Consider the following 11,442-nt stretch of genomic DNA (forward strand, 5'->3'; position numbering starts at 1 on the left):
GCTTATGTGTGCGCCGGGGCGAGAGAGGACATGAGCTTCGAGACGCTCCCCGACGGGTGGACGGTCTGGCACCAAGAGCCAGACGGGCGCGCGATTCTCGCCTACCGACCGGACGTGTTCGACACGGAGGCGTTCCCCGCGGCCTGTCTCCCGACTGTCTACCTCTCGCCGGGGAGTCCGCGCCGCCGCCCCGGCGCCACCCAGCGCGACGGCTGGACGGTCACGCTGTATCTCGAACCCGAAATCGACGTGCGAACCGAAACGGCCGACTCCCGAGCGGCGGGTATCGAGACGGCGATAGACTTCGCCCGCGCGTTCGCGGCCGGCGATATCGACTACCGGGGCGCGTATCAGGTCCCGCGCGACGACTACTTCGACCGACTGGACGAACTCGTCGGTCGCGAGGCTTAACCACTCGGACCGAGAACCCCCGTCTATGTCCGAGGTCACGCTTATCGGCACGCGTCTCGCCGAGGTCGGCCGCGAGTTCGTCTTCCGCGGCGAATCCAGCGCGTGCGAGGGCTGTCCGTATCGCAGTCAGTGTCTCGACCTCGATACTGGCACGCGATACAAGATTACCGACGTCCGCGAGAACGCACAGACGCTCGACTGTGCCGTCCACGCCGACGGCGTTCGCGCCGTCGAGGTCGAACCCACGACCATCCCCGCCAACGTCCCCTCGAAGGCCGCCTACGCCGGCAGTAAAGCGTCGCTCTCGGGGCCGTGTCCACACACCGACTGTCCCAGTCACGCCTACTGTGTCCCCGACGGCGCCGACTTCGATTCCGAATATCGCATCGACGAGGTGCTCGGGGACCCGCCCCACGACTACTGTATGCTCGACCGCGACCTCACGCTGGTCGAACTCGCGCCGCCCGACTCCTGACGCTCCTCGCGTTCGAACTCGCTCAGTTCGCCGATGCGCTCGCCCGCGTACCCGAAGACGTCCTCGTACCCTTCGGCCGACATCAAAATTGGGTAGAACGCTTCCTGTGCGACGTGTTCCGTGTCGTCCGCCGAGGCGAAGGGGACGCCCGGTTCGACGCGCTCGAAGTTCTCGACGAACACCTCGTGTCTCGACGCCGGCGCCTTCGACACCTTGCCAGTGAGTCGGAAGACCGGCACGTCGTGGCGCTCGTAGCCCGCATCTTCGGGCAGAACGCCCGTCGCCGCCAAGAACGCGGTCACGAGCTCGCGAGCGTTCGCCGCCGCCTCCTCCGACCACTGGAGCCCACACTCCACCTCGACGGTGCCGGGGTAGGAGATAAGTCGCCCCTCGGCGTAGTCAGCCGTCTCGACGACGGCATCGACCGGGAGGCGGGCACAGCGCCCCGCCGTCTCGTGGTCGACGGTGTCGACCAGCGCGAACGGGTGGGCGTACGACTGCGTGGAGTGTAGCGCGAGCGTCGCACAGCCGTCGAGTTCCGCGAGGAGGCGATGGGCCAAGCGTCGCTCGTGGCTCTCGGCGTCCGGGTCACCGGGGAACGCGCGATTGAGGTCCTCGTCGACGTACCGCACGTCGCGTTCGAGGGCGCGTTCGTTGGCGACGACGAACTTCACCGGGCGCTGGAAGTCGGGTGGGTCATCGAGCAACGCCTCGACTGCGTCCGGGCCACAGGGTTCGTCCCCGTGGATGCCAGCGACGACCGCCACCTCCGGGTCGTCGCCGAACTCTCGAACTCTCATTGTCTGTCTCTAGCCGTCGGCGTTGAAGTGCGTTCCGTGTCTAGCGCCTCGGAAACCCGCGTGAAATACGCCTCCGTGGTCGGCACGGCAATTTCGAGTGTCGCGTACGGCGCGTCGACCGACCGCGTCGCCCCATGTGTCTCCCCGAACTTGAGGCGGAGCGTGGCCTCGCCCCGCGTCAGTTCGTACGCGTCGTGGCCGTCCGGCAGCGTCGAGAACACGGTCCCCGGTAGTCGTCGCTTGAGCGTCGCGAGGTCGGCGTCGACGTAGCACGTCGCTGTCTGGAGATGGTCGATACCACGGGTGAGGTCGGCGTACGTGTCCTCCGCGAGTTCGAGCGTGAGCGACGCTTCGTACCGGCCGCAGATGCGGTCCAGCGTCTCGAACGCGTCGTCGACGGGGCTGCTGGCGAGAATAGCACCGATGGCCGCCGGGTCGGGCACATCGTCGGGCACGCGAGAACCGTACGCACGCCCCCGACTTGGGCGTTGTGAGGGCACGACGGCAGTCGCATCACAGACGTTACACTCGTGGGTCGCCTACCACGGATATGGACGAGCACACCCGGGATTACTCCGTCGGGCCGCCGACGTCGGGTGACCCGACCGGGTGGCGAGCGGACCGCGGCGCGTCGAACGGCTGGGAGCACGGCACGCTCCGGCGCGCCGTCGTCCACGGCGTCCGCCTCTACAACGCGGGCGCGTTCCACGAGGCACACGACTGTTTCGAGGACGAGTGGTTCAACTACGGCAGCGGCACCACCGAGAGCGCCTTCTGCCACGGGATGGTGCAGGTCGCTGCCGGCGCGTACAAGCACTTCGACTTCGAGAACGACGACGGGATGCGCTCGCTGTTCGAGACGGCGTTACAGTACCTCCACGGCATCCCCGACGACTACTACGGTGTCGACGTGCGCGACGTGAAGGCCACACTCGACGCCGCCCTCGACGACCCGAGCGCGATAGAGGGCTGGCGCATCGAACTCGACGGAGAGTACCCCGACGCTGGCGACGCCGATTTCGCGTACGCCGACGCGTTGGAGTGAGCCCTCAGCCGAGCAGGTACTTCAGCCACGGGGTCGACTCGACGACACTCTGCCGTTCGAGGTAGGCGTCGACACCCAGAATCCGCCCGGCGCCGAACGCGACGGTCTGACCGAACATCTCCGTTTCGAGGGTGGCCCGTGGTAACACGCCTCGCGACGCGCGCCACCACTATGGCCGTTTCGGCGACAGGAACTACGCCGACGCCTCGTAGCCCGCGTCCTCGACGGCGGCGACGAGGCTGTCGACGTCGGCCTCGCCGTCGACCGTCACCGATCCGGACTCGTGGTCGGCAGTCGCGCCGGTAACGCCCGCGACGTCTTCGAGTGCCTCTTCGACCGTCTGCTCGCAGTGCGAACAGGACATTCCGTCGACGGTGAGCGTCCGTGACATGCGCGTCGACCTACGGGAGGGGACACTTTCTGCGTTGTCCTTTCGAGAGCGGCGTATTTTCGAGATTCTACTTTGGAATCGAACGTACGGGGCGAACGAATCTTGTGTCTCCAGTCCGTCCGTCCACCTATGCGAGACTTCGACGAGACGGACATCGAGATTCTGTCCTTGCTCGCGAAAGACGCGCGGCGGCCGTTCAGCGCCATCGGCGAGGAAGTCGGCCTCTCCGGGCCGGCCGTTTCCGACCGCGTGACGCGACTCGAAGAGGCCGGAATCATCGAGGGCTTTACCGTCGACGTGGACCGGTCGGTGCTTCGCGCGGGCGTGCCGGTGTTCGTGCGACTGTCGAGTCCCGACGACGTGGACGAACTCCGGGCGCGACTCGCCGACGCTGACGGCGTCGAACACGTGTTCGTCACCGCCGAGGGCGGCGTCTGGTTCTACGGGCGCGCGGAGAGCCACAACGTCCGCCAGTGGGTCGAATCCCTCGTCGGCATCGCCGACTACTCGGTGACGCTCGTCGACGACGCCGAGTGGACGCCGTCGCTCGACGGCACCTCGTTCGCCGTCACCTGCGTCGAGTGCGGCAACACCGTCGACAGCGAGGGCGAGTCCGCGCGCATCGACGGCGACGTCTATCACTTCTGTTGCCCCTCCTGTCGCACTCGGTTCGAGGACCAGTACGAACGGCTCTCCGAGGGCGCGTAGGCGCTTTCGATTCGAAAGTGTGCGGGGCGTTCGGTTCGGCTTCTCGAAGGCGCAAACGAACTAAACGAGGGTCCCGTAGGAGTAGGTAATGAGCACCCGAACTGTCCACCTCGACGTGACGGGGATGTCCTGTGCCAACTGTTCGGCGACGGTTGGCGACGCCCTCGAATCGCTCGACGGCGTCGAGGACGCGGCCGTCAACTTCGCCACCGACGAGGCGAGCGTGGAGTACGACCCCGACGCGGTATCGCTTCGCGCCGTCGTCGACGCCGTCGAGGATGCGGGCTACGGCGTCGTCACCGAGTCGGTGACCATCACCGTCTCGGACATGTCGTGTGCAAACTGCGCCGACGCCAACGAGACGGCACTGGAGGCGACACCCGGCGTCGTCGAGGCGACGGTGAACTACGCCACCGACGAGGCGAGCGTCACCTACGTGCCCGCCGCCACCACCGTCGACGCTCTCTACGACGCCATCGAGGACGCGGGCTACTCGCCCGTCCGCGAACGCGACGATGACGAGGGCGGGGACGCCCGCGACGCCGCCCGCGATGCGGAGATTCGGCGGCAGCGACGCTTGACGCTGTTCGGGGCCGTCCTCGCCGCGCCTCTCCTCTTCTTCCTCGCCGAGAAGTTCCTCCTCGGCGGCGGTGTCATCCCGGATAGCCTCTTCGGCGTCGACTTCGGTTGGGCCGAGTTCGCCCTCGCGACGCCGGTGCAACTCGTCCTCGGCTGGTCGTTCTACAAGAACTCCTACACGGCGCTGGTGAAGAACCGCCGCGCCAACATGGACGTCCTCATCGCGCTGGGGTCGTCGACGGCGTACGTCTACTCCGTGGCCGTCCTCCTCGATCTGATCGCCGGCAGTCTCTACTTCGACACCGCGGCGCTCATCCTCGTGTTCATCACGCTTGGCAACTACCTCGAAGCCCGGTCGAAGGGGCAGGCCGGCGAGGCACTCCGGAAACTACTGGAGATGGAAGCCGAGACGGCGACGCTCGTCGACGATGATGGGAACGAAACGGAGGTGCCACTCGAAGACGTCGCCGTCGGCGACCGGATGAAGGTCCGCCCCGGCGAGAAGATTCCGACCGACGGCGTCGTCGTCTCCGGGCAGTCGGCCGTCGACGAGTCGATGGTCACCGGCGAGTCCATCCCCGTCGAGAAGGAGGCGGGCGACGAGGTAGTCGGGTCGACCATCAACGAGAACGGCGTCCTCGTCGTCGAGGCGACGAAAGTCGGCGAGGACACGGCGCTCAAACAGATAGTCCGGACCGTCAAGGAGGCCCAGTCCCGCCAGCCAGACATCCAGAATCTCGCGGACCGCATCTCCGCGTACTTCGTCCCCGCGGTCATCGGCAACGCCCTGTTCTGGGGCGTCGTCTGGTATCTCTTCCCCGAGGTACTCGCGGGCGCCGTCGGATGGCTCCCGCTCTGGGGCCTCGTGGCCGGCGGCCCCGCCGTCGCCGGCGGCACCGTCTCCGTCTTCGAGTTCGCCGTCGTCGTCTTCGCCTCCGCCGTCCTCATCGCCTGCCCCTGCGCGCTGGGCTTGGCGACCCCCGCCGCGACGATGGTCGGGACGACAATCGGCGCCCAACACGGCGTCCTGTTCAAGGGCGGGGACGTACTCGAACGCGCGAAAGACGTCGATACGGTGGTCTTCGACAAGACGGGCACCCTCACCAGAGGCGAGATGGAGCTGACGGACGTGGTGGCTATCCGCGACGGCGCGGCGGCAACCGACGGCGGCCAACTCGAACCGACCGACGCCGACCCGGACGAGTCCGAGGTGCTCCGCCTCGCCGCGACGGCCGAACGCGGCAGCGAACACCCCCTCGCTCGCGCCATCGTCGACGGCGCCGAGGCGCGCAGCATCGAGGTCGGTGACCCCGACGACTTCGAGAACGTCCCCGGCCACGGCGTGCGGGCCACCGTCGACGGCGCGACGGTGCTGGTCGGCAACCGCAAACTCCTCCGCGACAACGGTATCGACCCCGAACCCGCCGCCGAGACGATGACGCGACTGGAACGCGAGGGGAAGACGGCGATGCTGGTCGGTCGCGTCCCCGCCGACGGCGCGGGCGAACTCCTCGGCGTCGTCGCCGACGCGGACACGGTGAAACCGAGCGCACGGGACGCCGTGACCGCCCTCCGAGAGCGCGGCATCGACGTGATGGTGCTCACGGGCGACAACGAGCGGACGGCCCGCGCCGTGGCCGAACAGGTGGGTATCGACCCCGAGAACGTCCGCGCCGAGGTGCTCCCAGAGGACAAGTCCGAGGCCGTCGAGGCGATTCAGGACGAGGGCCGGCGGGCGATGATGGTCGGCGACGGCGTCAACGACGCCCCCGCCCTCGCGGTGGCCTACGTCGGGTGTGCCATCGGAAGCGGGACTGACGTGGCCATCGAGGCGGCGGACGTGACGCTGATGCGCGACGACCCGCTTGACGTGGTGAAGGCCATCCGCATCTCGGCGGCGACGCTCTCGAAGATAAAGCAGAACCTCGTCTGGGCGCTCGGCTACAACACCGCGATGATTCCGCTGGCGTCGCTCGGCCTCCTCCAACCCGTCCTCGCCGCGGTGGCGATGGCGATTTCCAGCGTCTCCGTGCTGACAAACAGCCTCCTCTTCCGTCGGTACACGCCGGACCACGACTACCGACTGCTGGGCTGGCTCCGCTGAACCCCGCAGTCCCTTTATCCTCCTGTCGCGAAGGCGCGCGCATGGTACTCAGAGCCGTCGACGGCATGGAACCCGATGTCCACCCGGACGCCTACGTCGACCCTGCGGCGGTGGTCATCGGCGACGTCACCGTCGAACGCGACGCCTCGATATGGCCGAACGTCACGCTCCGCGGCGACCACTATCCAATCGTCGTCGGCGAGGAGGCGAACGTCCAGGACAACGCCGTCTGCCACGAGGACGCGGTCCTCCGGCGGCGCGCGACGGTCGGCCACTCGGCTATCGTCCACGCCGCCACCGTCGAGGAGGAAGCCTTGGTCGGGATGGGCGCCGTCGTCCTCGACGACGCGACGGTGGGCGAACGCGCCGTCGTCGCCGCCGGGAGTGTGGTGACCGAAGGGACGGACGTGCCGCCCGAAACGCTCGTGGCGGGGACGCCCGCCGAGGTGGTCAAGGAACTGGACGACCCCGAACTCGGCGCCAGCGCCGCCGACGAGTACGTCATGCGCGGCGCCCAGTACGCCGACACGTCGCGAGTCGTCGAGCGCGACTAACCCTCGCCGACCATCCGCTCTTCGTCCTCCCACTCTTGCGACCGGAGTTCGTACTTCTGGACTTTCCCCGTCGCGGTGGTGGGGAGCGATTCGACGAACGTCACTTGCTTGAGCGCCTTGAACCCCGCCAGTCGCTCGCGCGTGAACGAAATCAGCTCCTCGGGGGTGACGCCCGGATTCGCTACGTCGCCGTTGGTGGGGACGACGAACGCCTTGGGTTCCTCGCCCCACTCGTCGCTCGGGGCGGGGATAACTGCCGCGTCGCCGACCGCCGGATGCTCGAACAGGGTGTCTTCGAGTTCGATGCTGGAGACGTTCTCGCCGCCCGTGACGATGATGTCTTTCTTCCGGTCCTGAATCGAGATGAGGCCGTTCTCGTTGACGGTGGCCAAGTCGCCGGTGTGGTAGTAGCCCTCGATTCGCTCGGAGAAGGCCCGCTCCGTCGCCTCCGGTTGGTTCCAGTAGCCCTCCATCACCTGATTGCCGCGCACGACCACCTCGCCGATGGTCTCGTCGTCGCGGGGGACCTCCTCGCCGCCCTCGTCGACGACCCGGACCTCGGTGCCGAGATAGCCCAGTCCCTGTCGCTTCTTGACGGCGAAGCGGTCCGGGTCGTCGTCGTCGAACAGGCGGCGGGCGTCAGAGGTGGTGACGAGTGGTCCCGTCTCCGTCGCACCGTAGACGTGACTGAGATACCAGCCGAACTCGTCTTCGACGGTGCGGATGGTCGCCTCCGGCGGCGCCGACCCGGCGGTGGCGATGCGCACGTCGTTGTCGCCCGCCGTCTGGGGGTCGCCGTCGCGGTAGTGGTCGATGAGGCGGTTCAACACCGTCGGCGCGCCACAGAGGTAGGAGACGTCCTCGGCGACGACGGTGTCGAAAATCGACGCGGCGTCGACGCCGCGGGTACAGACGTGTTTCGCGCCCATGCCCGTGACCGCGAAGATGTGTCCCCAGCCGTTGACGTGGAACATAGGGAGCGTCCAGAGGTAGACGTCGTCGTCCGCGATGTCTTGATGAATCGTCACGATGTAGGCGTGGAGCGTCTCGGTCCGGTGGGTTCGCATCACGCCCTTCGGGTCGCCGGTGGTCCCCGACGTGTAGTTGATGGTGATGACCTCGTCCTCGCTCATCTCGGGCCGGTCGTAGTCGCCGGCGCCGTCGAGGCAGGCGTCGAACCCCTCCCAGTCGCCGTCGACGGCGGCGGGGTCGTTCGTCACGAACGTCTCGGTGGGCACCTCGTCGCGGACCGCCTCGATTTTCTCCGCGTACTCGTAATCCGCGTAGACGGCGTCGACGCCGGCGTCCGAGAGGATGTACGCGAAGTCCTCGGTCGTGAGGCGGTAGTTGAGTGGGGTGTGGACCGCGCCACACTGCATGGCCCCGTACGCCGCTTCGAGGTGGTAGTGGGTGTTGGGGTCGAGCACCGCCACCCGGTCGCCCTTCTCGATACCCCGGTCTTGGAGGGCCGCCGCGAACCCGTCCGCTCGCTCACCGAGTTCGGCGTACGTGTACCGGTCCCCCGTCGTCGCCACGACGGCCTCGTGGTCACCGTAGTGCTCGCGCGCCCTGTCGAGGAAATCCGTCACCAAGAGCGGCTTCTGCATACCCGATGGTGTTCACGAGAATCCATAATTGTTTTTGTGGGCAAATAAATGGTATCACACGACAATATATCGCGAATCGGCCCTTCGGCTGGCGGTGATGCGGTCGGCGACAAAAAACGACGAGCGACGACCCGGCCTAGGGTGCGCCCGCGATGACGAACAGCGACGATTCTTCGGTGTCTATCTGTCGAGTCGTCTCGGGGTCGACGCGGAGGGCGTCGCCGGCCGACAGCTCGACGGCCTCGTCACCGACGGTGACTGTCGCCGCGCCCTCGACGAGGACGTACACCTCCTCCTCGCCCTCGTCGGCGTGGTCGTGTGGCTTGCCGCTCCAGCCGGCGTCGACGTCGAGCACCGAGACGCCGAGGTTCGAGCAGTCGAGCGCGTCACGGAGGAAATGCAGGCCGCCCCCGACGGCGTCCACGTCACGATAGTTCACGAGCGAGTGTGACATGACTCGACGCTGGGCCGGCGCGAGCAAAAAGGCTCGGCTCTCGGCGGTCACTCGGCCTCGACCAGCGCCGCGAGTTCCGCCTGCTCTTCGCGCGTCCCGACGGCGACGAGGAGTGCGGTCTCAGCTATCGGTCCGTGATGTCGGGTTCGGCCGCGCGTCGCGCCCGAAGGCCCGTCGTCCGGTCGTCGCCGCCTTGTCGGTCTCGTCGACGCCCGACGCCACCGGCCGTCTCGGTCGCTGCATGCTCGATGCAGAGCCAGCCCACCCGTATCAATTCTGCGTCACCGGTCACCTTCGGTGGCGGGCTTTCGGGGAAGTGTGGTCCGCACTATCTCTCAAAGATCCGTTTGTGCCTCCCTGACGCATTTATCCACGCCGCTCGACAGGCATCTGTGATGCAGCGACAAACCGCAATCGCAGTCGGCGTCGCGCTCCTGCTCGTGCTCGCTGGCTGTTCCACGAGCACGTACCAGTCTTCGTCGGCCGACGAGTCGACAGCCAACGACGCGAGCACCATCCGCGTCTCTGGAAGCGGGAGTGCGGACGCCGAGCCGAATCAAGCAATCGTTCGAGTGGCCGTCGTCGCCACCGCGCCCGACGCCGCGACCGCCCGACGGCAACTCGCCGAGAACACGTCGCGGATGCGTTCCGCGCTGGAAGACATCGGTATCGAGGACGACGAAATCACCACCGTCCGGTACGATATCTATCAGGACCGCGTCCCGCCCCGTGAAGAGGACGACGAGCCACGGATTCAGTACCGCGCCTCCCATGACTTCCAAATCACCGTTTCGGACCCCGACCGAACCGGAGAGATAATCGACACCGCGGTCCAGAACGGTGCGACCGAGATCAACGACGTCTCCTTCACTCTCTCGACCGACCGGCAGCGTGAACTCGAATCTCGGGCTCGACAGGCCGCCATGGCCGACGCTCGCTCGAAGGCGCGAGCGCTCGCCGGCGCCGCGAATCTCACCGTGACCGGCGTGAAGGTGATTCGAACGGCCGAGAGCGGTTCGCCCCGACCTGCCGACGAGCGATACGCCACCGCGACGGCGGCGCCAGCTCCGACGGAGGTTGCCGGTTCGGACCTCGACTCCGGCCCGGTCACCGTTACCACCACGGTACAGGTGGTGTACCGCGCCGGACCAGCGAATCGAAGCGCCACTGGGACGCCGACCTAGGGTCGGCATTTATCTCTCTGATCTCGTTTCGTCGTCTCTCGCCAATTGTTCAGCGTTTTCGCCCGTTCAAACCGATGAAACGCCCGATATCTAGTCTTTCGAGATAGATGGTCCTAATCGATTAGACACAAAGTACTTACCCTGGTTACACATTGTACCCATTACCCCTACCAGTGGCTGGATCGTCCAGACCACAAATCGGCACGAAAGAGGAACGACCTCTGGACTGTCACTGCGAAAAATGATTCAAAAATGACAGACTATAACGACAAAGCCCGCGCAGTAATCCTGGCGGCGCTCATGGTTTTCAGCGTCTTCGCTGGAACCGTGGCGCTCTCGGGCACTGCTGCGGCAACGGCTGAGAACATTCAGGCGCCGAACCTGACTAACGATCAGCCAACGGAAGGCGATACAGTTACACACGAACTGACGTACAACGTTGACAACGTCAGTAAGGACGGGAACGACGACGTGTTCTACGTCGAACTTCCCGACGAGTACAATGCAACCGATGGGACGCTGGCGGCGAACACCGAGAGCGCAGAGAACCGCAGCAGCGGTTCCAGCATCTCGGACAGCTCCAGCCTGAGCATCGTTGACGGCCCCGACGGAGACGGTAACGACGACACTCTTGAAGTCGCATACAGTCCCACCGGCAGTGGCACGGTCGATATGGCCCTCACGGTCAACTTCGACCTGACCCACCCGCAGGTCAGCAGTGACACCGGGAAGGACGTCACCATCTACGTCAACGACTCTGACACCGCTTCCAGTATCGACGTTCAGACCACCGCGTCGAACGTCTTCACCGTTCAGGACATCTCGAGCTCAAGCTCGAAGCGCGCAGGTCCGGGCGGTAGTGGTTCCTTCGACGTCTACGACGGTGAAGGTACCGTCTACGACGGCGCGAACGTCTACCAGGGCGAGTCCGACATCGAACTTGGCGGTTCGATCTCGGGCGGCGTCGTGAAGACGGCCGGTAACGACGAGGGTGTCACCCTCGAAGTGCCGGACATCCCGCAGGACCAGGCGACTGGTCGCTACACGACCAACGGGAGCAACAACGCCCCCGGTGTGACCGTGCAGCGTCCGCGTGTCACCACGCTCGACGTCAACAACCAGTACGGTGA

Annotated in this window: 13 protein-coding genes and 1 pseudogene; 8 read left to right on the forward strand and 6 right to left on the reverse strand. The window is 66.4% G+C overall.

Going from position 1 to position 11,442, the window contains the following annotated elements:
• Nucleotides 1-30: 30 nt before the first annotated feature.
• Nucleotides 31-411, forward strand: coding sequence for a DUF5820 family protein (locus BLU18_RS09890; RefSeq protein WP_092634513.1), 381 nt, complete (start codon nt 31-33; stop codon nt 409-411).
• Nucleotides 412-436: 25 nt separating this feature from the next.
• Nucleotides 437-886: a UPF0179 family protein gene (locus BLU18_RS09895; protein WP_092634515.1), complete on the forward strand. Its 450-nt coding sequence runs from the start codon at nt 437-439 to the stop codon at nt 884-886.
• Here BLU18_RS09895 and BLU18_RS09900 read toward each other — a convergent pair.
• Nucleotides 829-1,686 carry a M14 family metallopeptidase gene (locus BLU18_RS09900; RefSeq protein WP_092634517.1) on the reverse strand — a complete coding sequence of 286 codons (858 nt, stop codon included), beginning with the start codon at nt 1,684-1,686 and terminating at the stop codon, nt 829-831. The genes BLU18_RS09895 and BLU18_RS09900 overlap by 58 nt on opposite strands.
• Complete coding sequence (locus BLU18_RS09905; RefSeq protein WP_092634519.1) at nt 1,683-2,141, reverse strand: hypothetical protein; 459 nt, start codon at nt 2,139-2,141, stop codon at nt 1,683-1,685. The genes BLU18_RS09900 and BLU18_RS09905 overlap by 4 nt, the downstream gene beginning before the upstream one ends.
• 95 nt (nt 2,142-2,236) lie before the next feature.
• Between BLU18_RS09905 and BLU18_RS09910 the strand changes: the two genes are divergently transcribed.
• A complete protein-coding gene (locus BLU18_RS09910) occupies nt 2,237-2,731 on the forward strand; it encodes a DUF309 domain-containing protein (protein ID WP_092634521.1) in 495 nt (164 codons plus the stop codon).
• Nucleotides 2,732-2,924: 193 nt separating this feature from the next.
• Here BLU18_RS09910 and BLU18_RS09920 read toward each other — a convergent pair whose 3' ends face one another.
• On the reverse strand, nt 2,925-3,122 hold the full coding sequence (locus BLU18_RS09920) for a heavy-metal-associated domain-containing protein (RefSeq protein WP_092634523.1): 198 nt from the start codon (nt 3,120-3,122) through the stop codon (nt 2,925-2,927).
• 129 nt (nt 3,123-3,251) lie between these two features.
• Here BLU18_RS09920 and BLU18_RS09925 point away from each other — a divergent pair, with 129 nt between their 5' ends.
• The 3 genes from BLU18_RS09925 (at nt 3,252) to BLU18_RS09935 (ending at nt 7,067) form a co-directional block, all read left to right on the forward strand.
• Nucleotides 3,252-3,830, forward strand: coding sequence for an AsnC family transcriptional regulator (locus tag BLU18_RS09925; RefSeq protein ID WP_092634525.1), 579 nt, complete (start codon nt 3,252-3,254; stop codon nt 3,828-3,830).
• 88 nt (nt 3,831-3,918) lie between these two features.
• A complete protein-coding gene (locus tag BLU18_RS09930) occupies nt 3,919-6,513 on the forward strand; it encodes a heavy metal translocating P-type ATPase (protein WP_092634527.1) in 2,595 nt (864 codons plus the stop codon).
• Nucleotides 6,514-6,554: 41 nt separating this feature from the next.
• A complete protein-coding gene (locus tag BLU18_RS09935) occupies nt 6,555-7,067 on the forward strand; it encodes a gamma carbonic anhydrase family protein (protein ID WP_092634529.1) in 513 nt (170 codons plus the stop codon).
• Here BLU18_RS09935 and BLU18_RS09940 read toward each other — a convergent pair.
• The 3 genes from BLU18_RS09940 to BLU18_RS15190 all read right to left on the reverse strand — a co-directional run bounded on the left by BLU18_RS09940 (nt 7,064) and on the right by BLU18_RS15190 (nt 9,371).
• Entirely contained in the window at nt 7,064-8,674 is a 1,611-nt protein-coding gene (locus tag BLU18_RS09940) for a long-chain-fatty-acid--CoA ligase (RefSeq protein WP_092634531.1), read from the reverse strand. The two genes, BLU18_RS09935 and BLU18_RS09940, sit on opposite strands and share 4 nt — an antisense overlap.
• Before the next feature lie 136 nt (nt 8,675-8,810).
• On the reverse strand, nt 8,811-9,128 hold the full coding sequence (locus BLU18_RS09945; protein ID WP_092634533.1) for a cupin domain-containing protein: 318 nt from the start codon (nt 9,126-9,128) through the stop codon (nt 8,811-8,813).
• 120 nt (nt 9,129-9,248) lie between these two features.
• Complete coding sequence (locus BLU18_RS15190; RefSeq protein WP_281241037.1) at nt 9,249-9,371, reverse strand: hypothetical protein; 123 nt, start codon at nt 9,369-9,371, stop codon at nt 9,249-9,251.
• Nucleotides 9,372-9,523: 152 nt separating this feature from the next.
• Here BLU18_RS15190 and BLU18_RS09950 point away from each other — a divergent pair, with 152 nt between their 5' ends.
• A complete protein-coding gene (locus BLU18_RS09950) occupies nt 9,524-10,312 on the forward strand; it encodes an SIMPL domain-containing protein (RefSeq protein ID WP_176791223.1) in 789 nt (262 codons plus the stop codon).
• A gap of 300 nt (nt 10,313-10,612) precedes the next feature.
• A pseudogene (locus BLU18_RS09955) lies at nt 10,613-11,442 on the forward strand (hypothetical protein); the annotation flags it as partial.

Origin of the sequence: Haloplanus vescus, from assembly GCF_900107665.1 — an archaeon.
Classification (GTDB): domain Archaea; phylum Halobacteriota; class Halobacteria; order Halobacteriales; family Haloferacaceae; genus Haloplanus; species Haloplanus vescus.

What these genes read in the sequence shown, in the direction of transcription:
- BLU18_RS09890 (WP_092634513.1), top strand. Translation starts at nt 31, where the DNA reads ATGAGCTTCGAGACGCTCCCCGACGGGTGGACGGTCTGGCACCAAGAG.
- BLU18_RS09895 (WP_092634515.1), top strand. Translation starts at nt 437, where the DNA reads ATGTCCGAGGTCACGCTTATCGGCACGCGTCTCGCCGAGGTCGGCCGC.
- BLU18_RS09900 (WP_092634517.1), bottom strand. Translation starts at nt 1,686, where the DNA reads ATGAGAGTTCGAGAGTTCGGCGACGACCCGGAGGTGGCGGTCGTCGCT.
- BLU18_RS09910 (WP_092634521.1), top strand. Translation starts at nt 2,237, where the DNA reads ATGGACGAGCACACCCGGGATTACTCCGTCGGGCCGCCGACGTCGGGT.
- BLU18_RS09920 (WP_092634523.1), bottom strand. Translation starts at nt 3,122, where the DNA reads ATGTCACGGACGCTCACCGTCGACGGAATGTCCTGTTCGCACTGCGAG.
- BLU18_RS09925 (WP_092634525.1), top strand. Translation starts at nt 3,252, where the DNA reads ATGCGAGACTTCGACGAGACGGACATCGAGATTCTGTCCTTGCTCGCG.
- BLU18_RS09930 (WP_092634527.1), top strand. Translation starts at nt 3,919, where the DNA reads ATGAGCACCCGAACTGTCCACCTCGACGTGACGGGGATGTCCTGTGCC.
- BLU18_RS09935 (WP_092634529.1), top strand. Translation starts at nt 6,555, where the DNA reads ATGGTACTCAGAGCCGTCGACGGCATGGAACCCGATGTCCACCCGGAC.
- BLU18_RS09940 (WP_092634531.1), bottom strand. Translation starts at nt 8,674, where the DNA reads ATGCAGAAGCCGCTCTTGGTGACGGATTTCCTCGACAGGGCGCGCGAG.
- BLU18_RS09945 (WP_092634533.1), bottom strand. Translation starts at nt 9,128, where the DNA reads ATGTCACACTCGCTCGTGAACTATCGTGACGTGGACGCCGTCGGGGGC.
- BLU18_RS15190 (WP_281241037.1), bottom strand. Translation starts at nt 9,371, where the DNA reads ATGCAGCGACCGAGACGGCCGGTGGCGTCGGGCGTCGACGAGACCGAC.
- BLU18_RS09950 (WP_176791223.1), top strand. Translation starts at nt 9,524, where the DNA reads ATGCAGCGACAAACCGCAATCGCAGTCGGCGTCGCGCTCCTGCTCGTG.